Source organism: Amycolatopsis sp. NPDC003865, from assembly GCF_053605345.1.
In genome coordinates this window covers 24,492-48,987 of the sequence record NZ_JBSGJA010000026.1, presented here as the reverse complement: position 1 = coordinate 48,987, position 24,496 = coordinate 24,492, and the positions used below count along the sequence as shown (strand labels likewise).

Sequence of the window (24,496 nt, the reverse complement as noted above, 5' to 3'; positions counted from 1 at the left end):
GTTTCCGGTGGTCCGGAGGGGGCTGTCCACAGCCCCCTCCGGATGTCCACTAGAAGCCGAACGCCGTGCAGCTCGCCGTCGCGGTCTTCGACGGGTCGCTGATCGACGTCGCCGTCAGCTTCACCCGGGCCGCCAGGTCACCTCGCGCCCCGCGCTTCGCGTACGCCGGGACCTTCACGTGGCCGCCGAACTTCGCCGTCGCCAGCTCGTTCGGCAGGCGGACTTCCCAGCCCTTCGCGTCCGTCGACACGCTCAGCCGGTACGTGTCCGTGTCGTACGGTGCCGTCGCACCATGCGCCGACCCCGTGTTGAGCAGGCCGAAGTCGCAGGTCGCGAGGCCGCCGCGGGCGAACGCCGGCAGTGCCGGGGTCAGCGCCGCGCCGCGCGCCTGGCTGCCCGAGCCGTCCAGGGAAGCCACCATCACCGTGTACGACAGCACGCCGCGGCGGTCGCGCGCCAAGTCGGTGATCAGGAACCGCAGCCGGTTCGCCTCGTCCGTGTACTCGTACGGGCTCGCCGCCTCCGTGCCCGCCTTGAACAGCGCGTCGTTGAGCTGGCGGTAGTCACCGATGGTGATCTTGACCGGGGTGCCGTCCGGCTTGGTGTAGTCGGTGATGCCGATGTCCTGCGGGTTCGCGTCGATCACCCAGTCGAAGGGCGCGTTGTCCTTGTTCTTCGTCTTGGTGATCATGACGCCGGAGTCCGGGGCGAACGAGTCCGCGCCCATCCGGTCGACGACCTCGACCGTGTAGTTGTCGTAGCCGCCGCCGTCGCAGAACGGGTCCGTCGCCCGGTCGCACTTCGGCGCCTTGTCCCCGCCGGTCAGCTTGATGTTCATCCCGGTGAACGCGCCGGGCTGCGCCTCCGTCTCGCGCGCGGTGATGCGCGCGGACACCGGACCGGTCTTCGCCAGCTCGTTGCGATCCAGCTGCAGGACGTCCGCCGGGTCGACGATGCCGAGCTTCAGCTTGTTGCGCAGCTGGTGCTGGGCCCCCATCGAGCTGCCCTGCGTCGCCGGGATCTGCCAGCGGGTGTGCGGGCCGCCCGGCCCGTTGAACGTCCCGCGCGAGAGCATGTCCCACGGTCCGCTGTAGCTGCGGGACGGCGGGACGCCGAACGGGTTGTTGTAGTTGTCGCCGATGCCCAGGATGTGGCTGAACTCGTGGGCGTAGGTCGACTGGCCGGAGCTCTCGGCCTGCACCGAGCTGCCGTCCTGGGCGTTCGGCCAGATGCTGGCGGCCGACGCCCACGACGTCCACGGCACGTACCGCGTCGCCGCGTAGTTGGGCAGGTCGTGGTTCGGCGGGCCGAAGCTGTCCGGCACGTTCTCCTTGGTGCCGAACTTCATCTCGCCGAACTCCTGCCAGGTCGAGCTCTCGTCCTGGCCGGCGGAGAGGTAGAAGACGAAGTCGAACTGCTTCGCGGTGTCGCCGACGTCGGCGCGCCACGCGTCACCGGCGTCCTTGCGGATGTCGCGGGTGCAGTTCGCCCCGGGCGGGCACGCGCTCGGCTGGAACTCCATGCCGTACTCGTAGGACTTCCCGGGCATCCGGTACGGCCCGAACGCGGTCAGCTGCACGCCGAACCGGCCGCCGGAGTCCTCCATCCAGTACTCGTTGATCGTGTGCCCGTTGTTGAGCGCCTCGGGCTTGTTGAGGAAGTCCTGGTAGTACTGCGCGACGCCGGCCCGCGGGATGTTCGCGGCGGCGGGGCCGGGGTTGCCGAAGATGGTCGAGTTCGCCGGCTTCGTGACGACGAAGTCCTGGTCCGGGTAGTCGGCGAGGACGACCGCGCCCTTGAAGGTGCGCTGGGTCGGCTTGACGCTCGGGTCGGCCCAGTTCGTCCCGGGCACCTTCTTGTAGTCGGACCAGGTCATGTGGTCCTGGTTCTCCCAGTGCGCGGCGTCGATCGGGGCGGGCCAGCCACGGGTGAGCGGCTCGGCGGCGGCGGTGCCGGCGCCGAGCCCGGTGAGGACGGTGACCGCGGCGAGCAGGGCGAGCGCTTTCGGGGTTCTGGGGCGCATCTGCGGCTCCTTCACTGGGAACCCACGGGGGTGGTGGTTCCCGAAGATCGACCGTATTGAGCCGCGCTGTCGTGGTTCTGCCTCGCGGCGAGGTTTACCCGCTTGCCCCACGACGAAAGTTTGGCCGGTTTGTCAGCCGGGAGCTGTGGACAACTCCGGGAAGAACGCTCGGCGAGCACCCGGAACTGTCGGTGGTCGCCGGTAGCGTTGAAGACGGGGGCGCCCCCGCGCGGGCTCCGTTCGGCCTCGCGGGGTGTCTTGCCGCACGGAGACGGCGGGACAGCGGGCGGCCGGCTGAGCGAGCCCACCGGGCGATGGCTCCAGGCCGGTGACTGGTGAGGGAGCGGCGACCGCGGCCGCCCGGTGGCGTGCACCTTGCGGTGGGTGGGGTAGCGGATCGGGCCGGTTGGGGCGAGGGTTCGGGGGCGCCGGTCGGTCCGGCCCATGGGGCGATGGCTCCAGGCCGGCCGGTGACTGGCGAGGGAGCGGCGACCGCGGCCGCCCGGCGGCGTGCACCTTGCGGTGGGTGGGGTAGCGGACCGGGCCGGATGGGGCGAGGGATCGGGGGCGCCGGTCAGTCCGGCCCACGGGGCGACGGCTCCAGGCCGGCGCGCGCGAGAACGTGCGCCCCCGGACCGACCCGGTGTGACGCGGCGAACGCCCCCTCCGGCGGCGGGACTACTCTTGGCCACCATGAGCGTGGTCTACGACTGCAGCAAGCGGGAGTCCCGGGCCGACGGACTGGCGGCGGCCGCGGGCGCGGTTCGGTCGAGCAGGCTGGTCGTCCTGCCGACCGACACGGTCTACGGCATCGGTGCCGACGCCTTCGACGCCGGCGCCGTCCAAGCGCTGCTGCGGGCGAAGAACCGCGGGCCGGACATGCCCGTCGGCGTGCTCGTCGGGTCCTGGTCCACTGTGGACGGCCTCGTCCTCGGCGTGCCCCCGCAGGCGCGTGCGCTCATCGAAGCCTTCTGGCCGGGCGATCTGTCCATCGTGCTCCCGCACGCGCCGAGCCTGCAGTGGAACCTCGGCGACGCCCGCGGCACCGTCATGCTGCGGATGCCGCTGCACCCGGTCGCCCTCGAACTGCTGCGCGACGTCGGCCCGATGGCCGTCTCGAGCGCGAACGTCTCCGGCCGGCCGCCGGCCAGCACCGCGCAGGAAGCGCAGGAACAGCTCGGCGACTCGGTCGCCGTCTACCTCGACGGCGGGTCGAGTGGCGAGCCCGTCGCGTCGAGCATCGTGGACCTCACCGGCACCGAACCGGTGGTGCTGCGCGAGGGCGCCGTGCGCAAGGACGCCATCGCGGAGGTGCTCGGTGTGCCCGCGGAATCGTTGGCGTGAAGCCGGATCCGGCCAAGATCCGCGGCACGATAGCGTGTCGCGGGTGACCCCGACCCCGCGAGCGTGACGCACCCGTGCCGCCCACATCCGGTCTCCTCCCCATCCGGGAATACATCCTCGTCGCGCTGACCGCGACGGCCGTGACCTACCTGCTCACCGGCGTCGTGCGCCGGATCGCGATCCGGGTCGGCGCGATCGCCAACCCCCGCGCCCGCGACGTCCACGTCGCCCCGATCCCGCGGATGGGCGGGGTCGGCATCTACCTCGGCGTCGCCGGCGCGATGGGCCTCGCCCACCAGCTGCCCGCGCTGTCGCACGGCTTCGACGCCTCGTTCGACTCGGTCGGCGTGCTGCTCGCCGCCGGGGTCATCTCGCTCATCGGCGCGCTCGACGACCGGTTCGAGCTGGACGCGTGGACGAAGCTGGCCGGGCAGGTCATGTGCGCCGGGATCCTGGTCATCTTCGGCGTGCAGTGGGTGTCGTTCTGGGTGCCGTGGGGCGGTCAGGGCGACTCGTTCGGCTCGGTGCTGGTGCTCGACAAGAACCAGGGCGCGCTGCTCACCGTCGTGATGGTCGTGGTGATGGTCAACGCGATGAACTTCGTCGACGGCCTCGACGGGCTGGCCGGCGGCCTCGGGTTCATCGCCGCCACGGCGACGTGCGCGTTCTCCATCGGCCTGCTCGACAGCTCCGGCGGCGACGTCGGCACCTACCCGCCGGCGCTGATCGCGGCCACGCTCGCCGGCGCGTGTCTGGGGTTCCTGCCGTACAACTTCCAGCCCGCCAAGATATTCATGGGCGACTCCGGGTCGATGATGATCGGCCTGATGCTCGCGGGTGCGACGACCTCGGCGTCCGGGCGCGTGCCGTACCCGCAGTTCAGCGGCAAGGACGCGATCGCGCTGCTTTCCCCGCTGGTGGTCGTGGCGGCGGTGCTGTTCGTGCCGATGCTGGACCTGATCATGGCCGTCGTCCGCCGCACGCGCCGCGGCGAAAGCCCGTTCGCGGCCGACAAGATGCACCTGCACCACCGGCTGCTGGAGATCGGCCACTCCCAGCGCCGCGCGGTCCTGCTCATCTACTTGTGGGCGGGGATCCTCGCGTTCGGCGCGGTCTCGGTGACGCTCTTCGACGACGCCGCGGCGCTCTGGATCATCGGGGCCGGGCTCGTGTTCGCGGTGGTGGTCTCGATCGTGCCGCGGCTGCGCTCGCGCAACCAGCCCGGAACCTGACCGGCCGGGTTCTCTACACTCGGTGGCTGAACCGAGCAGGGAGCCAGCCGTGAGCGAGACCGAAACCGAAGCGCAGGAGAACCCGCACGCCAAGGTGGTGCTGCAGGCCGCCCGCGCGATGACGAAGGCTTCGCTGCTCGTCACCCCGCCCGCGGTGCTCGTCTGCATCGTGCTCTTCAGCATCCTCAACGGGATGCCCGGCTTCCTCGGCTCGCTGGTCGGCGCGGTGCTCGCGATGGTGGCGTCGCTGAGCACGCTCGGCCTGATGCGCTTCAGCGCGGGCCAGGACCCGATGTTCGTCATGGTCATCGCGCTCGGCGGGTACGTCGTGAAGGTCGTCCTGCTGTTCGGTGCGCTGACGCTGCTGAAGGGCGTCACCGCGCTGCACCCGATGTCGCTCGGCATCACCATGATCGTCGCCATCCTGGTGGCCGCCGCGGCCGAGTTCGCCGCCTTCCGCAAGACCAAGATCCCGACGATCATCCCCTCCTGACGCCGCCGGGCGCCGTCCGTTTTGCCACGGTCTTCCGTTACGCACCGTGAGCCGGGCTGCGGCCGCCCGAGTGTGACCGGTGCCACAAAAGTGCGCCTTCGTGCGCGCCCGGAATCTGCGCCGGGACCCGCCGCCTGCGCCGTTGCCGGGCGGGTCCCGCCCGGTCCCGGACCTGGGTCCCGGATCGACCCGGGACTTAGGTCCTGGGCTGATCGGTGGGTATGGAGTACGCGTGTACGGCACTGATTGACCTGCTGGTATGGTCCGCGTCAAGGGTGGCGGCCTCGGCCGCGCACTCCCTAAGACGAACCGCGATCAGCAGTGTGGCGACCGTGTAGTTCCGCCTCCTCCGCAGCTGGTCCGAAGTAGACCGCAGGGCAGTGTTCACGCGAGACAACCCCGTGTGCAGAACGTGAAGGTGTGTTCTGCGGACCGTGGGGTAGCCGCCTCCGACGTCCCGATACGTATCGGGTACGTTAAGTCCAGATCGTGACGATTCCCCCGGCGGAGTGAACGCCGGCCGGGAGAACCGGAAGGAGCCCAGTGGGCGCGCTGGTTTTGGCCGAGGGTGCGGTATTCGCGCCGCCCGGCGCCGAAAGCTTCGAGTTGCCGGCGTTGTTCGGCGGGGTCACCAAGCCGATGCTGCTCGTCGTGGCCTCGGTGGTCATCATCGCGACGTACTTCCTGCTGGCGACCCGCAAACTCCAGGTCGTCCCGAGCAAGGGACAGTTCGTCGCGGAGTCGATCTACGACTTCAGCCGCAACAACATCGCGCGTGAACAGATCGGCTCGAAGGACTTCAAGCCGTTCGTTCCCCTCGTTTTCGCTTTGTTCACCTTCGTGCTGGTGAACAACCTCTACGGGATCATCCCCGTCCTGCAGTTCCCGACCATGGCGCGATTCGGCTTCCCGGTCGCCCTGTCGGTCCTCGTCGTGTACCCGGTCTACCACTTCGTCGGGTTCAAGCGGCACGGTTTCGCCGGCTACTTCAAGAAGGAACTCGCCCCGCCGGGCGTTCCCAAGGCGGTGCTGCCGCTCTTCTCGCTGATCGAGTTCGCGGAGAAGTTCTTCCTCAACCCGCTGACGCTCGCCATCCGTGTTTTCGCCGCCATGTTCGCGGGTCACCTGATCCTGGCGGTGTTCACCCTCGGCGGCACCTTCCTGCTGACCGAGACGTCGAGCTGGGCGCTGAAGCCGGTCTCGCTGGTGGCGTGGATCTTCGCCATCGGGATGACCTTCCTCGAAGCCTTCATCCAGGTGCTGCAGGCCTACATCTTCGCCCTGCTGTCGGCTGGGTACATCGGCGCCGCGCTGGCGTCGGAGCACTGAGAACACAAGCCCCCGATCCACGCGAGCGCGTGGACCGAAGTGAAGGGAAATGCACGTGAGCAACATCGTTCTGGCCCAGGCCGCCGAGCAGGCCGCCAACATCAACCCCGGTCTCGCCGCCATCGGTTACGGCCTGGGCGCGATCGGCCCGGGCATCGGTGTGGGTCTGATCTTCGCCGCCGTCATCAACGGCACCGCGCGTCAGCCGGAGGCGCAGGGCAAGCTGCAGGGCATCGGCTTCTCGACCTTCGTTCTGACCGAGGTGCTCGCCCTGATCGGCATCGTCATCTACTTCATCGCCTCCGCCGCCTGAGTCCTCGGCTCATCGCTTTAAGGAGACGCCGTGCTGAACAGTGCCTTGGTCCTCGCCGCAGAGGGCGAAACGCACAACCCGATCATCCCCGACATCTCGGAGCTGATCCTCGGCATCGTCGCCTTCCTCATCCTGCTGTTCATCCTCAAGAAGTACGTCGTCCCTCGCTTCGAGGCCGCGTACGAAGAGCGTGCGCAGAAGATCGAGGGTGGCATCGAGAAGGCCGAGAAGGCCCAGGCCGAGGCCGAAGAGGCGCTGGCCAAGTACCGGGCCCAGCTGCAGGACGCCCGGACCGAAGCGGCGAAGATCCGCGACGACGCCCGGCTCGAAGCCGAGCAGATCAAGGCGGAGCTGCGGGCCGAGGCCGAGGCCGAGTCCCAGCGCATCGTCGCCCAGGGCCAGGCCCAGCTGCAGGCCCAGAAGGCGCAGATCATCGCCGAGCTGCGGGCCGACATGGGCCGCAACGCCGTCGAGCTGGCGAGCCGCATCGTCGGCGAGTCGCTCGAGGACGAGGCGCGCCGCCGCGGCACCGTCGACCGGTTCCTGGCGGAGCTGGAGACCGCCGGTGCCTCCAACGGAGCGGGGAAGTAGACCAGAGATGACGCTGCATGCTGCGAGCCGTGAAGCGCTCGGCCTCGCCGAGGAACGCCTCGGCGAGGTTCTGGCCGACGCGGGAGCCGATGCCGCCACGGTCGGCGACGAGCTGCTCTCGGTCGTCGACCTGCTGGACCGGGAGATCGGCCTGCGCCGGGCGGTGAGCGACGCGTCGACGACGCCGGAGGCGCGCACCGAGCTGGTGCGCCGGCTGTTCGACGGCAAGCTGTCCGAACCGGCCCTCAAGGTGCTCGACGCCGTGGCCGGCAGCCGCTGGTCCAGCCCCCGTGAGCTGACCGACGGGCTCGAGGAGCTCGGCCGCTCGGCGCTGCTCACCGCGGCCGAGAAGACCGGGAACGTCGACACCGTCGAGTCCCAGCTCTTCCAGGTCGCGCGGATCGTGGCCGGCGCCCCGGAACTGGAGGCCGCGCTCTCCGACCTGGCCGGTCCCGCCGACGCCAAGCGCACCCTGGTGCGCGGGCTGTTCGCCGACAAGGTGGACGTGGTCACCGAGACCCTCGTCGAGCAGGTCGTGCGCCGGGCCAAGGGCCGCGGCGTCGGCGTCGGGCTCGACAAGCTGGTCAAGCTGGCCGCGGAACGCCGTGAACGCTCGGTCGCCTACGTGACCAGCGCGAACGCCCTGTCCGACGAGCAGACCGCCCAGCTCGGCGCGAAGCTCAACGACATCTACGGGCGGCCGATCGCGCTGCACGTCGAGGTCGACCCCCGGCTCGGCGGCGGGCTCGTCGTCCGCGTCGGTGACGAGGTCATCGACGGGAGCGCGGCGGGTCAGCTGGCGGCGCTGCGCAGGCGGCTGGCCCGGGCATAGCCCCGGTCACACAAGACTTTGCATACTGGCAAGAACGAAGCGAGAGCGGGAAAGACATGGCCGAGCTGACGATCTCCTCGGATGAGATCCGTAGCGCGATCGAGAACTACGTCTCGAGTTACGCCCCGGACGTGAGCCGGGAAGAAGTTGGCATCGTGGTGGACGCCGGTGACGGCATCGCCCACGTCGAGGGCCTGCCCTCGGCCATGGCCAACGAGCTGCTCGAGTTCCCCGGCGGCATCCTGGGCGTCGCCCTGAACCTGGACGCGCGCTCCATCGGTGCCGCGATCCTCGGTGACTTCGAGACCATCGAAGAAGGCCAGCAGGTCAAGCGCACCGGCCAGGTCCTGTCGGTGCCGGTCGGCGACGGCTACCTCGGCCGCGTCGTCAACCCGCTGGGCCAGGCCATCGACGGCCTCGGCGACATCGAGACCACCGAGCGCCGCGCGCTGGAGCTGAAGGCCGCTTCGGTCGTCGAGCGCCAGCCGGTGTCGGAGCCGCTGCAGACCGGTATCACCGCCATCGACGCGATGACCCCGATCGGCCGCGGCCAGCGCCAGCTGATCATCGGTGACCGCAAGACGGGCAAGACCGCCGTCGCCGTGGACACGATCATCAACCAGAAGGCCAACTGGGAGACCGGCGACCCGAAGAAGCAGGTCCGCTGCATCTACGTCGCGGTCGGCCAGAAGGGCTCCACGATCGCCGCCGTGAAGAAGTCCCTCGAGGACGCCGGCGCGCTGGAGTACACCACCATCGTCGCGGCCCCCGCGTCCGACTCGGCCGGCTTCAAGTGGATCGCGCCGTACACCGGCTCGGCCATCGGCCAGCACTGGATGTACGAGGGCAAGCACGTCCTCATCGTGTTCGACGACCTGACCAAGCAGGCCGACGCCTACCGCGCGATCTCGCTGCTGCTGCGCCGCCCGCCGGGCCGCGAGGCGTTCCCCGGCGACGTCTTCTACTTGCACTCCCGCCTGCTGGAGCGCTGCGCGAAGCTGTCGGACGAGCTGGGCGCCGGCTCGCTGACCGGTCTCCCGATCATCGAGACCAAGGCGAACGACGTGTCGGCCTACATCCCGACGAACGTCATCTCGATCACCGACGGCCAGTGCTTCTTCCAGTCGGACCTGTTCAACGCCGGTCAGCGCCCGGCCATCGACGTGGGTATCTCGGTCTCCCGCGTGGGTGGTGCCGCGCAGGTCAAGGCGATGAAGGACGTCGCGGGCTCGCTCCGCATCGACCTGTCGCAGTACCGCGAGCTGGAGGCCTTCGCGGCCTTCGCCTCCGACCTCGACGACGCCTCGAAGGCGCAGCTCGAGCGCGGTGCCCGGCTGTACGAGGTGCTCAAGCAGCCGCAGTACTCGCCGATCCCGGTCGAGGAGCAGGTCCTCACGGTGTACCTGGGCACGAACGGGCACTACGACTCGGTCCCGACCGAGGACGTCCGCCGGTTCAACCACGAGTTCATCGACTCGGCCCGCCGCAAGCACGCCGACCTGATCAAGGAGATCCGCGAGTCGGGCAAGTTCCCGCAGGAGACCCGCGAGGCCGTCGTCGAAGCGGTGAACGAGTTCAAGAAGGAGTTCACCACCTCCGAGGGCAAGCCCCTGGTCGAGGCGGACGCCGACGCGATGGACGCCGACAAGGTCGGGCACGAGACCGTCAAGGTCAACAAGCCCGCCCCGAAGAAGTGAGCTGATAGCTCATGGCCGCACAACTCCGGGAACTCCGGTCGCGCATCAAGGCGACCAAGTCGATCGGCAAGATCACCAAGGCGATGGAGCTCATCGCCACCGCGCGCATCACCAAGGCGCGGGCGAAGGTCGCCGCTTCCCGGCCGTACGCGGACGAGATCACCAAGGTGCTCTCGGCGCTGGCCGGTGCGGCGGCCAACCTCGACCACCCCATGCTGGTCGAGCGCCCGAACCCGAAGCGGGCCGCTGTCCTGGTCGTGACCAGTGACAAGGGCCAGTGCGGTGGCTACAACTCCAACGTGCTGCGCGCGACCGAAGAGCTGCTCGCCCTCCTGCGTTCGGAGGGCAAGGAGCCCGAGGTCTACGTCACCGGCAACAAGGGGCTGAACTACTACCGGTTCCGCGACCGCCCGGTCGTGGACAGCTGGACGGGCTTCTCCGACCAGCCGGCCTACACCAACGCGGTCGCCGCCGGTGAGGCGCTGGTCGAGTCGTTCATGCTCGGCGCCGACGACGAGCACGGCAACGCCGACGGCATCACGGGTGTCGACGAGATCCACATCGTCTACACCGAGTTCGTGTCGATGCTGACCCAGCGGCCGGTCGCCAAGCGCGTCGCGCCGCTCGAGGTCGAGTACTCCGAAGGCGAAGAGGAGAAGCCCGCGGGCCTCCTCCCCAGCTACGAGTTCGAGCCGAGTGCCGACAAGCTGCTGGACGCGCTGCTGCCGAAGTACATCAACACGCGGCTCTACGCGGCGCTGCTCGAGTCCGCGGCGTCCGAGCTGGCCGCCCGCCGGACGGCGATGAAGGCCGCGTCGGACAACGCGAACGAGCTGGTGGGCACCCTGACGCGGGAGATGAACCAGGCCCGCCAGGCGCAGATCACCCAGGAGATCTCCGAAATCGTCGGTGGCGCGAACGCGCTCACCGCAGCAGGAAGTGATGATTGATGACCAGTACTGAAGCCCCGCGCGCCAAGGGGCGCATCGTCTCGGTGACCGGGCCGGTCGTCGACGTCGAGTTCCCGCGCGGTTCCGTTCCCGACCAGTTCAACGCGCTCAAGGTCGACATCGAGTTCGAGCAGCTGCGCAAGACGGTGACCCTCGAGGTCGCCAGCCACCTGGGTGACAACCTCGTCCGCACCATCTCGCTCCAGCCGCAGGACGGCCTGGTCCGGGGCGCCGAGGTCACCGACACCGGCAAGCCGATCACCGTGCCGGTGGGCGACAAGGTCAAGGGCCACGTCTACAACGCGCTCGGCGAGTGCCTCGACGAGCCCGGCTACGGCGACGACCTCGAGCGCTGGGGCATCCACCGCAACCCGCCGTCCTTCGACCAGCTCGAGGGCAAGACGGAGATGCTGGAGACCGGCCTGAAGGTCGTCGACCTGCTCACCCCGTACGTCCAGGGTGGCAAGATCGGCCTGTTCGGCGGCGCCGGCGTCGGCAAGACGGTGCTCATCAAGGAGATGATCACCCGTGTCGCCCGGAACTTCGGTGGTACGTCGGTGTTCGCCGGGGTCGGCGAGCGCACCCGTGAGGGCAACGACCTCTTCCTGGAGATGTCCGAGGACGGCGTCATCAACGACACCGCCCTGGTCTTCGGCCAGATGGACGAGCCGCCGGGCACGCGCATGCGCGTCGCGCTGTCGGCGCTGACCATGGCGGAGTACTTCCGCGACGTCCAGAACCAGGACGTGCTGCTGTTCATCGACAACATCTTCCGGTTCACCCAGGCGGGTTCCGAGGTGTCGACCCTGCTGGGCCGCATGCCTTCGGCCGTGGGTTACCAGCCGACGCTGGCCGACGAGATGGGGCAGCTGCAGGAGCGGATCACCTCGACCCGGGGTCGCTCGATCACCTCGATGCAGGCGATCTACGTCCCCGCGGACGACTACACCGACCCGGCCCCGGCCGCGACGTTCGCCCACCTGGACGCCACCACCGAGCTTTCCCGGTCGGTGTTCCAGAAGGGCATCTTCCCGGCGGTGGACCCGCTGGCGTCGACGTCGACGATCCTCGACCCGGCGATCGTCGGTGAGGACCACTACCGCGTCGCCTCCGAGGTCATCCGGATCCTGCAGAAGTACAAGGAGCTGCAGGACATCATCGCGATCCTCGGTATGGACGAGCTGTCGGAAGAGGACAAGCTGACCGTTCAGCGCGCGCGCCGCATCGAGCGGTTCCTGTCGCAGAACATGCTGGTCGCCGAGGCGTTCACGCAGATCCCGGGCTCGACGGTGCCGCTGTCGGAGACCATCGAGTCGTTCGACCGCATCACCAAGGGTGACTTCGACCACTACCCGGAGCAGGCGTTCCTGGGTATCGGTGGCCTCGAGGACCTCGAGAAGAAGTACAAGGAAATCACCAAGAAGTGATGTCCTGAGCGCGGCGGGGGCAGTGTCCTATGTGGACTCATGCCCCCGCCGTTCTCATAACCCCAGACAGACCTATTACACTCGGTGGCAACACCCCGAGTTAAGGAGTGCTACGTGGCCGAGATGTCCGTGGAGCTGGTGGCCGTCGAGCGCCGTCTCTGGTCGGGTACCGCCACTTTCGTGGTGGCGCAGACCACCGAGGGCGAGATCGGCATCATGGCCGGCCACGAACCCGTGCTCGGGCAGCTCGTCGAGGGTGGCGTAGTCAAGGTGACGACCACCGACGGCGAGACGGTCTGCGCGGCCGTGCACGGCGGATTCCTCTCCGTGACCGGCACCGGGGTGAGCATCCTCGCCGAGAGCGCCGAGCTGTCCGACGAAATCGACGTCGACGCCGCGAAGGCGGCACTGAGCGCCGATGACGAGACCGAGCGGGCGAGGGCCTCGGCCCAGCTCCGCGCGGCAGGCAAGTCGGTCTGAGCGCGAGACGGGCAGGAGCCGGGCCGTGAAGATCACCGTGGTCGTAGTCGGGCTCCTGATCGTGCTCGCCGTGCTGGCCGCCTGGTACGGCCAGCGGTGGATCCGGATGCGCCGCGGCGGGGGCGTGAGCGTCGCGCTGCGGTGGCGTCCGGACAACGCGCGGTCCAGCTGGCACCTGGGGCTGGGCCGCTACGAGGGCGACGAATTCGTCTGGTACCGGGTGTGGAGCCTGCGGACCGGCCCCGACCGCGTCTTCCAGCGCGAAAGCATGCAGATCGCCGACCGGCGCGACCCGTCCGGCACCGAGGCCTACGCCGTTCCCGAAGGCTCGACCGTGCTGCGCTGCGAGTCCGAGACCCAGGAAGCGATCGAGATCGCCATGGGGCCGGGCGCGCTGACCGGGTTCCTCTCGTGGCTCGAATCCGCCCCGCCCGGGCGACGCCTCCCGCGCGCTTCCTGACCTGTCTCAAACTGGGACAGCCGGACCCCCGCGGCAGGCCTTAGGGTTGGGGCCATGATCTTCATCGTGGTCAAGTTCCCGGTCAAGGCGGAGCACGCGGAAAACTGGCCGGACATCGTCGCCGACTACACCCGGAACACCCGCGCCGAGGCGGGGAACCGGTTCTTCGAGTGGTCGCGCAGCCTCGAGGACGAGAACACGTATGTGCTGGTCGAAGGCTTCGACGGCCAGGACGCGGCGGTCGCGCACGTCGGCTCCGACCACTTCAAGTGGGCGGTGGCGAACCTCGGCGCCTACCTCAGCGACAACCCGCAGATCATCAACGTCCAGGACGCCTCCGACTGGGGCCCGATGGCCGAGATCCAGCCGCACTAAACTCGCTGTGTGACCCTCGTCGAGATCCCCGGCTCCAAGTCCGTCACCGCCCGCGGCCTCTTCCTGGCCGCGGCCGCGCACGGCACCACGACCCTCGGCCGCCCGCTGCACTCGGACGACACCGAGGGCTTCGCCGAGGGCCTGGTCAAGCTCGGCTACCGCGTCGACCGGCAGCCGGGCGCCTGGACCATCGAGGGCCGCCCGTCCGGCCCCGGGGTGGCCGAAGCCGACGTCTTCTGCCGCGACGGCGCCACGACGGCCCGGTTCCTGCCCGCGCTGGCCGCGGCCGGCACCGGCACGTTCCACTTCGACGCCTCCGACCAGATGCGCCGGCGCCCGCTGGGACCGCTGACCGACGCGCTGGCGGAGCTCGGCGTCGACCTGACCTTCCACGGCGAGCCGGGCCACCACCCGGTGACGGTCCGCGCGAACGGCGTCAAGGGCGGCGAGCTGACCCTCGACGCGGGGTTGTCGTCGCAGTTCCTGACGGCGTTGCTGCTGCTCGGGCCGCTGACCGCGGAGGGGCTGCGGATCACGGTCACCGACCTGGTGTCGGTGCCCTACGTCGAGATCACGCTGGAGATGATGCGCCGCTTCGGCGTCGACGTCCGGCGGGAGGGACAGACGTTCGTGGTGCCGCCGCAGCCGTACCAGGCGTGCGAGTACCCGGTGGAGCCCGACGCGTCGACGGCGAGCTACTTCCTCGCCGCGGCGGCCGTCACGGGCCGCACGGTGACCATCCCCGGCCTCGGCTCTTCGGCCCTGCAGGGTGATGTGAAGTTCGCCGACGTGCTGCGGGAGATGGGCGCGCACGTCGAGCTGGCTCCCGATTCGGTGACCGTCGCGGGGCCGTCGGACGGCCTGCGCGGGGTCACGGTGAACATGCGCGACATCTCCGACACGGTCCCGACGCTGGCGGCGATCGCGCCCTTCGCGTCCGGGCCGGTGCGCATCGAGGACGTCTACAACACGCGCATCAAGGAGTGCGACCGCCTCGACGCGTGCGAGGAGAACCTGCGCGCGCTGGGCATCCGGGTCGAGACGGGCCGGGACTGGATCGAGATCCAGCCGGGCACGCCGGCCGGCGCCCTGGTCAAGTGCCGCCGGGACCACCGGATCGCGATGGCGTTCAGCATCACGGGCCTGCGCACGCCCGGTATCACGCTCGACGACCCGGAGTGCGTCAAGAAGACGTTCCCCGGCTTCCACCAGGCGCTGGGCTCTCTGCGGGAGAGCTGGGGGATCTAGGAGGGCTGCCCGCCCGGCTGCCAGAGCACGTCACCCTCGGGGTTGGCCAGCCGGGCGAGGATGAACAGCAGGTCCGAGAGCCGGTTCAGGTACTTCACCGCGATCGGGTTCGTCGTCTCGGGCTCCGCCTCGTGGAGCGCCCACGCGCTGCGCTCCGCGCGCCGGGACACCGTGCGCGCCTGATGCAGGAACGCCGCGCCCGGCGTGCCGCCCGGCAGGATGAACGACGTCAGCTTCGGCAGCCGCTCGTTGAACTCGTCGCACCAGCCTTCGAGCCGCTCGACGTACTTCTCGGTGATCCGCAGCGGCGGGTACGGCGGGTCGTCGGAGATCGGCAGGCACAGGTCGGCGCCGACGTCGAAGAGATCGTTCTGCACCGTACGCAGCACGTCCGTGATTTCGCCGGGCAGCTGCCCGACCGCGATCGCCAGGCCCAGCACCGAGTTCGTCTCGTCGGTGTCCGCGTACGCGCCCAGCCGCGGGGACGTCTTGGGCACGCGCGAGCCGTCACCGAGGGCGGTCGTGCCGTTGTCGCCGACCTTCGTGTAGACGCGGTTGATGCGAACGACCATGAACCCACCATAGCGGCCCCCGCCCGGGCCGAATCCGGGCGAGAGGGCATGATTGGCGGCCATGAGCGAGCACTTCGACGTGCATGGCGGAGCCCGGCTGGTCGGCGAGGTCGACGTGGTCGGCGCCAAGAACAGCGTGCTGAAGCTGATGGCCGCGGCCCTTCTCGCGGAGGGCACCACGACGATCACGAACTGCCCGCAGATCCTGGACGTCCCGCTGATGGGAGACGTGCTGCGGAGCGTCGGCTGCGAGGTCGTCATCGAGGGCGACACCGCCACCATCACGACGCCGGCCGAGCTGTCGCACCGCGCGGACTCCGCGGCGATGGGCAAGCTGCGCGCGTCCGTCTGCGTGCTGGGCCCGCTGGTCGGACGGCTGAAGCAGGCCGTCGTGGCGCTGCCGGGCGGCGACGCGATCGGCTCGCGCCCGCTGGACATGCACCAGAACGGCCTGCGCAAGCTGGGCGCGACGAGCACGATCGAGCACGGCTGTGTCGTCGCGAAGGCCGAGACGCTGGTCGGCGCGCAGATCTGGCTGGACTTCCCGAGCGTCGGCGCGACCGAGAACATCCTGATGGCGGCCGTGCTGGCCGAGGGCACCACGGTCATCGACAACTGCGCGCGCGAGCCAGAGATCGTCGACATCTGCACGATGCTGACCGAGATGGGCGCGAAGATCGAGGGCGCCGGGACGTCGACGCTGACCGTGCACGGCGTGGAGCAGCTGCACCCGACCACCCACAGCGTGATCGGCGACCGGATCGTCGGGGCGACCTGGGCCTTCGCCGCCTCGATGACCCGCGGCGACATCACCGTCCGCGGTGTCAACCCGCACCACCTCGACCTGGTGCTGAACAAGCTGCAGCTGGCCGGCGCCGAAGTCGAGACCTACGACGACAAGGGCTTCCGCGTGGTCCAGCCCGAGCGGCCGAAGGCGGTCGACTGGGTGACGCTGCCGTACCCCGGCTTCGCGACCGACCTGCAGCCGTTCGCGGTCGCGCTGTCCGCGGTGTCCGAAGGCACGTCGATGATCACGGAGAACGTCTACGAGGCGCGCTTCCGGTTCATCGAGGAGATGGTCCGGCTGTCGGGTGACGCGCGGACCGACGGGCACCACGCGGTGGTGCGCGGGGTCGAGACGCTGTCGAGCGCGCCGGTCTGGGCGTCCGACATCCGCGCGGGCGCCGGCCTGGTGCTTGCGGGCCTGTGCGCGGACGGCGTCACCGAGGTCTGGGACGTCTTCCACATCGACCGCGGCTACCCGCACTTCGTGGAAAACCTCAACCGGCTCGGCGCGAACATCAAGCGCGTCGAGGGCGACCCCGAACGCAACTGAGTCAAGCGCCCTGCGCGCCCAGTGCGCGCAGGGCGAACTCCACCAGCCGGTCCAGGTAGTCGGGTTCCGCCGGCGCCTGGCGGACCACCAGCCGCCAGTAGATCGGCGCGGCGAGGACGTCCATCGCCATCTCCAGGTCGAGGTCCGCCGGCAGCTCGCCGCGCGTCATCGCCCGGCGCAGCATCACCTCGGCGACTTCGCGCCGCGGCCCGCCGATGTTCTCGCTGGTGGCCCGGGCCTGCTCCGGGTTCCGCGCGGCCTCGGCGACCAGGTCCGGCAGGATCCGCGAGAACAGCGGGTGGGTCAGCCAGTCGAGCACCGCCTGCATCGTCGCGCGCAGGTCGCCGCGCAGTGAGCCGGTGTCTTCGAGCACCGCGCGGGACACGCTGAACTCCGTGACCACCGCGGCGATCATCTCCTCCTTCGACTTCCAGCGCCGGTAGAGCGCGCTCTTGCCGACTCCGGCGCGTTTCGCGACGGCCTCCATCGACAGCCGTCCGTAGCCCTGCTCGGCCAGCTCGTGCAGGACCGCGTCGGTGATCGCGTGCGTGACCTCGGGCTGGAGGACCGCCGCGCCGGTGGGGGTGCGTGCCATGGGTGGCAGTCTAGCGGGTGGACGAGACGGTACCGTCGCGTCTATCCTGACGTCGGGACGGTACCGTCTCGTCCAAACGTTCAAGGAGGCTGCGATGCGCGACTTCGTCTCCCGCGCGCTCGATCTGCTGCTGAAGCACGACATGACCGGGTTCGCCGGGCTGTGGGCCCCGGACGGCGTCCTCGAGTTCCCGTTCGCCGGCCCGGGCTACCCGAAACGCGTCGAGGGGCGCGAAGCGATCACCGAGTACCTGCGCGACTACCCGAACCTGCTGGACGTCCGCGAGGTCGTCGCCAAGACGGTGCACGAGACGACCGATCCGGCCGTGGTCGTCGCCGAGTTCACGCTCGCCGGGGTCGTGGTGGCCACGGGGAAGCCGTACGAGCTGTCGTACATCGCGGTGATCACCGTCGAGGACGGCGAGATCCGGCACTACCGCGACTACTGGAGCCCGCTCGCCGCGGCCGGGATCCTCGGTGGCGTCGACGAGCTGACGGCGGCCTTCGGTGGGTGACGTCCTGGTGCTCGGCGGCACCGGCACCACCGGCCGCCGGGTCGTCACGGGCCTGCGGGACGCCGGATTCGCGGCGCGGGCGGCCACCCGCAAGCCCGCCGGGCCCGATCAGGTCCGGTTCGACTGGGCCGACCGCTCGACCCACGCCGACGCGCTGCGCGGCGCCTCCGCGGTGTACCTGCTCGCGCCGATCGGCGAGGCCGCGCCGGCGGGGCTCGTCGAACCCTTCCTGGACGACGCACTGGCGTCCGGCGTCCGGCGGGTCGTGCTGCTCAGCTCGTCGGCCGTCACGGCGGACACGCCCGGGCTCGGCGACCTGCAGCGGCTGGTGCGCGCGACACCCGGGTGGGCTGTGCTGAAGCCGTCCTGGTTCATGCAGAACTTCACCGGTGAGCACCTGGTCGCCCAGGGCGTGCGGGACGGCGAGATCGTGACGGCCACCGGCGACGCCCGCGTCGCGTTCGTCGACGCCGGCGACATCGCGGCGGTCGCCGTCCGCGCGCTGACCGACCCCGAACCGCACAACACCGAACACGTCCTGACCGGTCCCGCGGCGGTGAGCTACGCCGAAGCCGCGTCGATCATCGCCGCGCACACCGGACGCCCGGTGCGGCACCGCGCGGTGGGCACCGCCGAGTTCGCCGCCCGCCTGACCGCGTCCGGGATCCCGGCGGAGTTCGCGGCGGTGCTCGCCGCGCTCGACGAGGACATCCGGCGCGGTGCCGAAGACCGCGTCACCACGGCCGTCGAAGAGGTCGCCGGCCGGCCCGCCCGCTCGTTCGAAACCTTTGTGGAGGAAGAGATCCGATGAAGCAGCTCCTGTTCCGAGAAGACCCGCAGTTCTGGTTCGAGACGCTGCGCCTGTTCGGCCACGCGACCTACGGTGGTTCGGACTTCGGTGAGGTGCTCGCCGCCGCGTCGACCGTGACGGCCGGCGACTACGACAGCTGGCACGACGCCTACCGCGCCCTGGCCGACCGGTTGTCCGCCGAAGCGGCCGACGCCGGCCCGGTCACCGCGCGCGACCTGCTGCTGCGCGCGTCGACGTACTACTTTTCGGCGGAGTTCTTCCTGCACGGCGACCCGGCGGACCCGCGCATCGCGTCGGCGTACGACCGCAGCGTCGAGTGCTTCCGGCGTGCGGGTGTCGCGGAACCGGTCGAAATCCCTTACGAGGGAACGGTTCTGCACGGGTACTTCTACCGCGCCCCCGGGGACGGCCCGAAGCCGCTGCTGATCATGCACAACGGTTTCGACGGCAGCGCCGAGGAATGCCATTTCATGGGCGCGGGCGCGGGCACCGAGCGCGGCTACCACGTGCTGACGTTCGACGGCCCGGGCCAGCCGAGCGCGCTGCGGCGCGAGAAGCTCGTGTTCCGGCCGGACTGGGAGCACGTCGTGACGCCGGTGGTGGACTTCGCGCTGGGGCTCGACGGGGTCGACCCGGCGCGGATCGCGTTGCTGGGCATCAGCTTGGGCGGCGTGCTGGCCCCGCGCGCGGCGGCGTTCGAGCGTCGCCTGGCGGCGGTGGTCGCGGTCGACGGCGTGTACGACGCGGGTTCCGCGGTGACGTCGATGCTGCCGTGGCCGCGCGAGGAGATCGTCCGCCGGGCCCGGGCGGCCGAAGACGCGGAGTTCGACGCGATCCTCGCGGCGGGCCGGGAAGCGAGTTCGACGTTGCGCTGGGCGTGCGACCACGGCCGGTACGTGCTGGGTGCGGCGACGGACCGCGAGTTCGTCGCGAAGTACCTCCAGTACTCGCTCGAAGGCGGGATCGCGGAGCGGATCGAGTGCCCGACGCTGGTCTGCGAGGCGGCGGACGACCTGTTCTTCGCCGGGGAGACGGAGACCGAGCCGCGCCGGCTGTACGACCACCTGAAGGCCCCGAAGACGCTGATGACGTTCACGGCGGAGGAAGGCGCGGACGCGCACTGCCACGTCGGCGCCCAGCGCCTCGCGGCCGGCCGCGTCTACGACTGGCTGGACCGGACGCTCTAGCCCTCGAGCGCCAGGGCCGTGCCGAAGCCCAGCAGCGCCATGCCGGTTGCGCCGTCCATCGCGCGGCGCACCCGGCGGCGCTGCAGCCAGCCCCGCACCCGGTGCACGAACAACAGCAGCAGCACCTGCCACACCACGCCGAGCGCCGCGACCGTGTAGGCCAGCAGCAGCGAGTCGGCGAACGTCGAGGCCGGCGTGAGGAACTGCGGCAGCACCGACAGGTACAGCACGATCACCTTGGGATTGGTGATGTTCGACAGGAACCCCTCGCGGAACCGGCGTCCCCGGCTGCCGCGGGCGCGGCGGACGTCGTCGAGGGCCTCGTAGTTCCCGCGCCACGCCCCGCGCAGGGCCTGGATCCCCAGGAACACCAGGTAGGCCGCGCCCAGCCACTTCACGGTCTCGAACAACGGCTGGTAGCGGGTGATCACCGCGCCCAGCCCGAGCGCGACCGCGGTGCCCTGCAGGAAGTTCGCCACGCTGATGCCCGCGCACGCCCAGCCGCCGCCGCGGGCGCCGCCGGTCAGGGCGTTCTTCAGGACGACCATCGTGTCCGGGCCCGGCATCATCGCCAGGAACGCCATCATCCCGGCGAACCCCAGGTAGGTGCTCCACGTCATCAGGACTCCACGGCGAGGGCGGCGCCGAACCCGAGCAGCGCGGTGCCGGTCACGCCGTCCAGCGTACGGCGGACCCGGCGGCGGCCCAGCCACTCGCGCACGCGGTGCACGAACAACAGCAGCACCAGCAGCCACAGCCCGCCGAGCACCGCGACGGTGTAGGCCAGGACGAGCGAGTCGGCGACCGTCGACGACGGCGTCAGGAACTGCGGCAGCACGGACAGGTACAGCACCAGCACCTTCGGGTTCGTGACGTTGGAGAGGAACCCTTCGCGGAACCGCCGGAACCCGCCGCCGCGCCGACGCTGGGCGTTCCCGACGACGTCGTAGTTGCCGCGGAACGCCCCGCGCAGCGCCTGGAACCCGAGGAAGCAGAGGTAGGCCGCGCCGGCCCACTTGAGCGCGAGGAACACCGGCTGCGACCGCGCGATCAGCACGCCGAGCCCGAGCGCGGCGGCGCTGCCCTGGACGGCGTTGCCGGCGAAGATGCCCAGCGAAGCGAGCAGCCCACCGCGGAACCCGCCGGACAGCGCGTTCTTCAGCATCACCATCGTGTCGGGACCGGGCGCGAGCACGATCAGGACGACGATGACCAGGTAACTCCCGTAGGCACTCCACGTCACGGCTGCCCACGCTAATCGAGGGGCATCGGTCCGGTCTCGCGGATTTCCGTCACATCGTTCGGACCCGGGGTACGGGCGGGCACAGAGGGTGCACGAACGCGTGCGGCGCGCGCGGAACTCGGCGGGAGGAGGGTCCACAGAGTAGTGTTCGGCCATGTCAGCAGGGGAAATCGATCTTCTACCCGGTGAGCGCGTGCTCTGGGCGGGAGAACCGGTCCAGCGCCCGCTCTACGTCGCCGCGGACGGGGTGATCGCCCCTGCCGGACTCATCCTCACCGCCGCCGCGCTCTGGTTCCTGCTCGCGAAGCAGCCCGGCGGGGGCGCCATGGCCGGCGCCGTCGTCGTGCTGGTGATCGGGCTCTACGGCGCCGTCGGCCGGTCCGTGGTCCGGTACCTCGCGCTCGGCCGCACGACCTACGCGGTGACCGACAGCCGCATCATCGCGCGCTCGGGGCTGTTCCGGCAGAAGGAACGTTCGAGCGAGCTGGCCGGCCTGCCGGAGCCGGTGCTCAAGCCGGGCCCGTCCCGCACCGGCACCCTTTCCTTCGCCGCGCCGGGAACCGTGACGCTGATGGGCATCGGCGAGTCCCGCCGCGTCCGCGACCTGCTCGTCAAGGCGATCGAAGAGGCCAAGTCCCGTCAGGCCCCGCCGGACGCGTCCGGCAGCTCGGCCGCCTGAAGGCAACCGCCCGCCTCTCGGGCCACGCCCGCAGGCAGGCGGACCTGAGCATCCCGGCGATCACCTCGCCCGGCGTCGACGGCTCCGGCACGCTCACCCGGACGTGTCCCATTGCACTGCCACGTTAAGTTACCGGTCGGTACACTCGACGAAACGTCCACCGCCGGAGGTGCCCAGTGCCGTACCCAACGGACCGCGAGCGAGACCGACCGTGGGTGATGCGGACCTACGCGGGGCACTCCTCCGCGGCCGCGTCGAACGAGCTCTACCGGCGCAACCTCGCCAAGGGCCAGACCGGCCTCTCGGTCGCCTTCGACCTGCCCACCCAGACCGGCTACGACCCGGACCACCAGCTCTCCCGCGGTGAGGTCGGCAAGGTCGGCGTGCCGGTGTCGCACATCGGTGACATGCGGCGGCTCTTCGACGGCATCCCGCTCGCCGAGGCCAACACGTCGATGACCATCAACGCGCCGGCCATGTGGCTGCTCGCGCTGTACGTCTCCGTGGCGCGTGAGCAGGCCGAAGCCGAGGGCCGCGACGTCGACGAAGTCCTCGCGAAGCTCACCGGCACCACGCAGAACGACATCATCAAGGAATACCTGTCCCGCGGGACCTACATCTTCCCGCCGGGCCCCAGCCTGCGGCTGATCACCGACATGATCGCGTGGACCGTGCACCACGTGCCGAAGTGGAACCCGATCAACATCTGCAGCTACCACCTGCAGGAAGCCGGCGCGACGCCGACGCAGGAGGTCGCCTACGCGCTGTGCACCGCGATCGCCGTGCTCGACGCCGTCCGCGACTCCGGGCAGGTCGACGCGGCCGACATGGCCAAGGTCGTCGCGCGGATCTCGTTCTTCGTCAACGCCGGCGTCCGGTTCGTCGAGGAGATGTCCAAGATGCGCGCGTTCACCGCGCTCTGGGACGAGCTCACGCGGGACCGTTACGGCGTAACGGATCCGAAGGCGCGGCGGCTGCGGTACGGCGTCCAGGTCAACTCGCTCGGGCTCACCGAAGCCCAGCCGGAGAACAACGTCCAGCGGATCGTGCTGGAGATGCTCGCGGTGTCGCTCTCGCGCGGCGCCCGGGCCCGCGCGATCCAGCTGCCCGCGTGGAACGAGGCCCTCGGCCTGCCTCGGCCGTGGGACCAGCAGTGGGCGCTGCGGATGCAGCAGGTGCTCGCGTTCGAGACGGACCTGCTGGAGTACGAGGACATCTTCGACGGCTCGCACGTCATCCAGGCCAAGGTCGACGAGATCATGACCGGCGCGCGCGAGGAGATCGCGCGCGTGCAGGACCTCGGCGGCGCGGTCGCCGCCGTCGAAAGCGGCTACATGAAGTCTCAGCTGGTCGCGTCGCTGGCCGAGTACCGCCGCGGGATGGAGAACGGCGAGCGCGTCCTGGTCGGGGTCAACAAGTTCGAGACGACCGAACCCTCGCCGTTGCAGGCCGAAGGCGCGAAGGCGATCGAGACGATCGACCCCGCGGTCGAGAAGGCCGCCGTCACGGCGATCGAGGAGTGGCGCACCCAGCGCGACAACGAGGCCGTCGAGCGCTCCCTGGCCGCGCTGAAGGAGCGCGCGCAGACCACGGAGAACCTCTTCGAGGCCACTGTGGACTGTGCGCGGGCCGGCGTGACCACCGGCGAGTGGGCGGGCGCGCTGCGCGAGGTGTTCGGCGAATACCGCGCCCCGACCGGGGTTTCCGCCGCCGCGGCGGGTGGCGGGGGCGACCCCGAGATCGAGCGCGTCCGCTCCCGGGTCCGGGAAACCGAGGCGGAGCTGGGCGAGCGGCTGCGGATCCTGGTCGGCAAGCCGGGGCTCGACGGGCACTCGAACGGCGCCGAGCAGGTCGCCGTCCGCGCGCGTGACGTCGGCTTCGAGGTCGTCTACCAGGGCATCCGGCTGACGCCCGAGCAGATCGTGGCGGCCGCCGTGCAGGAGGGCGTGCACGTCGTCGGGCTCTCGGTGCTGTCCGGCTCGCACCTGGAGGTCGTCCCGCACGTCGTCGACGGCCTGCGCGCCGCGGGCGCCGGGGACGTGCCGGTGATCGTCGGCGGGATCATCCCGCCGGACGACGCCGCGCTCCTGACCGAACGCGGCATCGCCCGGGTGTTCACGCCCAAGGACTACGAGCTGACCGAGATCATGGACGGCATCGTTTCGCTGGTGCGGGAGCGCAACGGGCTCAGCTGAGCCCGGCCAGCACGTCCTTTGTGGACTTCACGGTGGCGAACTGGTTCGCCAGGTTCGCCGCCGTGACGCGGTACAGCTCGTCGGCGGTCACCTCCGGCAGGTCGAAGGTGAACGTGGCGTCGAGGGCGAAAGTCACGTCGTAGCCGAGGTTCCCGCCCATTCGCGCGGTGGTCTCGCAGCAGAAGTTGGTCTGGATCCCGGCCACCACGATGCTGCCGATACCGCGCTTGCGCAGCCACGCGTCGAGGTCGACGTCGCCGAGGAACGCCGAGTTGACCTTCTTGCCGAACACGAGGTCCGGCCGCGCGCCGTCGAGTTCGGGCTTGAAGTCGTTGCCCGGCTGACCGGGCCGCAGCGGCGAGTCCGGCTTCACGGAGTCGTGGTGCACGAGCACGACGGGCCGCCGCCGCTCCTGCCACGCGTCGAGGAGTGCCTTCATGTTCGCTTCGGCGCCGGGGTTGTTGCGCGGCCCCCAGAAATCCGCCTCGTCGAACCCGCGCTGGACGTCGATCAGGATGAGTGCTGGTGCGGTCATGACGTCGAGTTTCGCGGGCCGCTCGCGCCCAGGGG

General features: G+C 70.2%; 26 protein-coding genes. 20 read left to right on the top strand and 6 right to left on the bottom strand.

The window, feature by feature from the left end; genetic code table 11:
- Positions 1-49 precede the first annotated feature (49 nt).
- The gene (locus ACWEVP_RS41935; RefSeq protein ID WP_452068153.1) at positions 50-2,023 is read right to left on the bottom strand and encodes a M6 family metalloprotease domain-containing protein; all 1,974 of its coding nucleotides are present in this window, start codon (positions 2,021-2,023) and stop codon (positions 50-52) included.
- Between the two features lie 693 nt (positions 2,024-2,716).
- Between ACWEVP_RS41935 and ACWEVP_RS41930 the strand changes: the two genes are divergently transcribed.
- The 14 genes from ACWEVP_RS41930 to aroA all read left to right on the top strand — a co-directional run bounded on the left by ACWEVP_RS41930 (position 2,717) and on the right by aroA (position 14,794).
- Positions 2,717-3,367: an L-threonylcarbamoyladenylate synthase gene (locus ACWEVP_RS41930; RefSeq protein ID WP_372664115.1), complete on the top strand. Its 651-nt coding sequence runs from the start codon at positions 2,717-2,719 to the stop codon at positions 3,365-3,367.
- 74 nt (positions 3,368-3,441) lie between these two features.
- Entirely contained in the window at positions 3,442-4,599 is a 1,158-nt protein-coding gene (locus ACWEVP_RS41925; RefSeq protein WP_452068152.1) for a glycosyltransferase family 4 protein, read from the top strand.
- A 49-nt stretch (positions 4,600-4,648) separates the two neighbouring features.
- The gene (locus tag ACWEVP_RS41920; RefSeq protein ID WP_452068151.1) at positions 4,649-5,092 is read left to right on the top strand and encodes a hypothetical protein; all 444 of its coding nucleotides are present in this window, start codon (positions 4,649-4,651) and stop codon (positions 5,090-5,092) included.
- 543 nt (positions 5,093-5,635) lie between these two features.
- The gene (gene atpB / locus ACWEVP_RS41915) at positions 5,636-6,421 is read left to right on the top strand and encodes a F0F1 ATP synthase subunit A (RefSeq protein ID WP_086861260.1); all 786 of its coding nucleotides are present in this window, start codon (positions 5,636-5,638) and stop codon (positions 6,419-6,421) included.
- 55 nt (positions 6,422-6,476) lie between these two features.
- On the top strand, positions 6,477-6,734 hold the full coding sequence (locus tag ACWEVP_RS41910) for an ATP synthase subunit c family protein (RefSeq protein WP_033261340.1): 258 nt from the start codon (positions 6,477-6,479) through the stop codon (positions 6,732-6,734).
- A 30-nt stretch (positions 6,735-6,764) separates the two neighbouring features.
- Positions 6,765-7,325, top strand: a complete 561-nt coding sequence (locus ACWEVP_RS41905; protein WP_439383227.1) for a F0F1 ATP synthase subunit B — start codon at positions 6,765-6,767, stop codon at positions 7,323-7,325.
- A gap of 7 nt (positions 7,326-7,332) precedes the next feature.
- A complete protein-coding gene (locus tag ACWEVP_RS41900; protein WP_452068150.1) occupies positions 7,333-8,157 on the top strand; it encodes a F0F1 ATP synthase subunit delta in 825 nt (274 codons plus the stop codon).
- 56 nt (positions 8,158-8,213) lie between these two features.
- Entirely contained in the window at positions 8,214-9,854 is a 1,641-nt protein-coding gene (gene atpA / locus ACWEVP_RS41895) for a F0F1 ATP synthase subunit alpha (protein ID WP_452068149.1), read from the top strand.
- Positions 9,855-9,865: 11 nt separating this feature from the next.
- Positions 9,866-10,804, top strand: a complete 939-nt coding sequence (locus ACWEVP_RS41890) for a F0F1 ATP synthase subunit gamma (protein WP_452068148.1) — start codon at positions 9,866-9,868, stop codon at positions 10,802-10,804.
- Positions 10,804-12,231 (top strand): F0F1 ATP synthase subunit beta, encoded by a 1,428-nt coding sequence (gene atpD, locus ACWEVP_RS41885; RefSeq protein ID WP_452068147.1) that lies wholly within the window; start codon positions 10,804-10,806, stop codon positions 12,229-12,231. Before ACWEVP_RS41890 ends, atpD begins: the two co-directional genes overlap by 1 nt.
- A 114-nt stretch (positions 12,232-12,345) precedes the next feature.
- Positions 12,346-12,711: a F0F1 ATP synthase subunit epsilon gene (locus tag ACWEVP_RS41880; protein WP_372664123.1), complete on the top strand. Its 366-nt coding sequence runs from the start codon at positions 12,346-12,348 to the stop codon at positions 12,709-12,711.
- 25 nt (positions 12,712-12,736) lie between these two features.
- A complete protein-coding gene (locus ACWEVP_RS41875) occupies positions 12,737-13,171 on the top strand; it encodes a DUF2550 domain-containing protein (protein ID WP_364452807.1) in 435 nt (144 codons plus the stop codon).
- A gap of 54 nt (positions 13,172-13,225) precedes the next feature.
- On the top strand, positions 13,226-13,546 hold the full coding sequence (locus tag ACWEVP_RS41870; protein ID WP_452068146.1) for a putative quinol monooxygenase: 321 nt from the start codon (positions 13,226-13,228) through the stop codon (positions 13,544-13,546).
- Between the two features lie 9 nt (positions 13,547-13,555).
- The gene (aroA, locus tag ACWEVP_RS41865; protein WP_452068145.1) at positions 13,556-14,794 is read left to right on the top strand and encodes a 3-phosphoshikimate 1-carboxyvinyltransferase; all 1,239 of its coding nucleotides are present in this window, start codon (positions 13,556-13,558) and stop codon (positions 14,792-14,794) included.
- Here the strand turns inward: aroA and ACWEVP_RS41860 are convergent.
- Positions 14,791-15,366, bottom strand: coding sequence for a cob(I)yrinic acid a,c-diamide adenosyltransferase (locus ACWEVP_RS41860; RefSeq protein WP_452068144.1), 576 nt, complete (start codon positions 15,364-15,366; stop codon positions 14,791-14,793). The genes aroA and ACWEVP_RS41860 overlap by 4 nt on opposite strands.
- Before the next feature lie 61 nt (positions 15,367-15,427).
- On the opposite strand from ACWEVP_RS41860, the gene murA reads away from it, so the two are divergent.
- On the top strand, positions 15,428-16,702 hold the full coding sequence (murA, locus tag ACWEVP_RS41855; RefSeq protein WP_452068143.1) for a UDP-N-acetylglucosamine 1-carboxyvinyltransferase: 1,275 nt from the start codon (positions 15,428-15,430) through the stop codon (positions 16,700-16,702).
- 1 nt (position 16,703) lies between these two features.
- Here murA and ACWEVP_RS41850 read toward each other — a convergent pair whose 3' ends face one another.
- Positions 16,704-17,297, bottom strand: a complete 594-nt coding sequence (locus ACWEVP_RS41850) for a TetR/AcrR family transcriptional regulator (protein WP_452068142.1) — start codon at positions 17,295-17,297, stop codon at positions 16,704-16,706.
- A 94-nt stretch (positions 17,298-17,391) separates the two neighbouring features.
- On the opposite strand from ACWEVP_RS41850, the gene ACWEVP_RS41845 reads away from it, so the two are divergent.
- From ACWEVP_RS41845 to ACWEVP_RS41835, 3 genes are read left to right on the top strand one after another with little or no spacing between them, the layout of a single operon-like run.
- Positions 17,392-17,811, top strand: coding sequence for a nuclear transport factor 2 family protein (locus ACWEVP_RS41845; protein WP_452068141.1), 420 nt, complete (start codon positions 17,392-17,394; stop codon positions 17,809-17,811).
- Complete coding sequence (locus ACWEVP_RS41840; RefSeq protein ID WP_452068140.1) at positions 17,804-18,622, top strand: NAD(P)H-binding protein; 819 nt, start codon at positions 17,804-17,806, stop codon at positions 18,620-18,622. Before ACWEVP_RS41845 ends, ACWEVP_RS41840 begins: the two co-directional genes overlap by 8 nt.
- Positions 18,619-19,809, top strand: coding sequence for an alpha/beta hydrolase family protein (locus ACWEVP_RS41835; RefSeq protein ID WP_452068139.1), 1,191 nt, complete (start codon positions 18,619-18,621; stop codon positions 19,807-19,809). Before ACWEVP_RS41840 ends, ACWEVP_RS41835 begins: the two co-directional genes overlap by 4 nt.
- Here the strand turns inward: ACWEVP_RS41835 and ACWEVP_RS41830 are convergent.
- Entirely contained in the window at positions 19,806-20,429 is a 624-nt protein-coding gene (locus tag ACWEVP_RS41830; protein ID WP_452068138.1) for a LysE family translocator, read from the bottom strand. The genes ACWEVP_RS41835 and ACWEVP_RS41830 overlap by 4 nt on opposite strands.
- Positions 20,429-21,052, bottom strand: coding sequence for a LysE family translocator (locus ACWEVP_RS41825; RefSeq protein WP_452068137.1), 624 nt, complete (start codon positions 21,050-21,052; stop codon positions 20,429-20,431). The genes ACWEVP_RS41830 and ACWEVP_RS41825 overlap by 1 nt, the downstream gene beginning before the upstream one ends.
- A gap of 154 nt (positions 21,053-21,206) precedes the next feature.
- On the opposite strand from ACWEVP_RS41825, the gene ACWEVP_RS41820 reads away from it, so the two are divergent.
- The gene (locus tag ACWEVP_RS41820) at positions 21,207-21,731 is read left to right on the top strand and encodes a PH domain-containing protein (RefSeq protein WP_452068136.1); all 525 of its coding nucleotides are present in this window, start codon (positions 21,207-21,209) and stop codon (positions 21,729-21,731) included.
- A gap of 176 nt (positions 21,732-21,907) precedes the next feature.
- Positions 21,908-23,926: a protein meaA gene (locus ACWEVP_RS41815; protein ID WP_452068135.1), complete on the top strand. Its 2,019-nt coding sequence runs from the start codon at positions 21,908-21,910 to the stop codon at positions 23,924-23,926.
- On the opposite strand, the gene ACWEVP_RS41810 is transcribed toward ACWEVP_RS41815, so the two are convergent.
- Entirely contained in the window at positions 23,919-24,461 is a 543-nt protein-coding gene (locus ACWEVP_RS41810; RefSeq protein WP_452068134.1) for a cysteine hydrolase family protein, read from the bottom strand. The two genes, ACWEVP_RS41815 and ACWEVP_RS41810, sit on opposite strands and share 8 nt — an antisense overlap.
- Positions 24,462-24,496 lie beyond the last annotated feature (35 nt).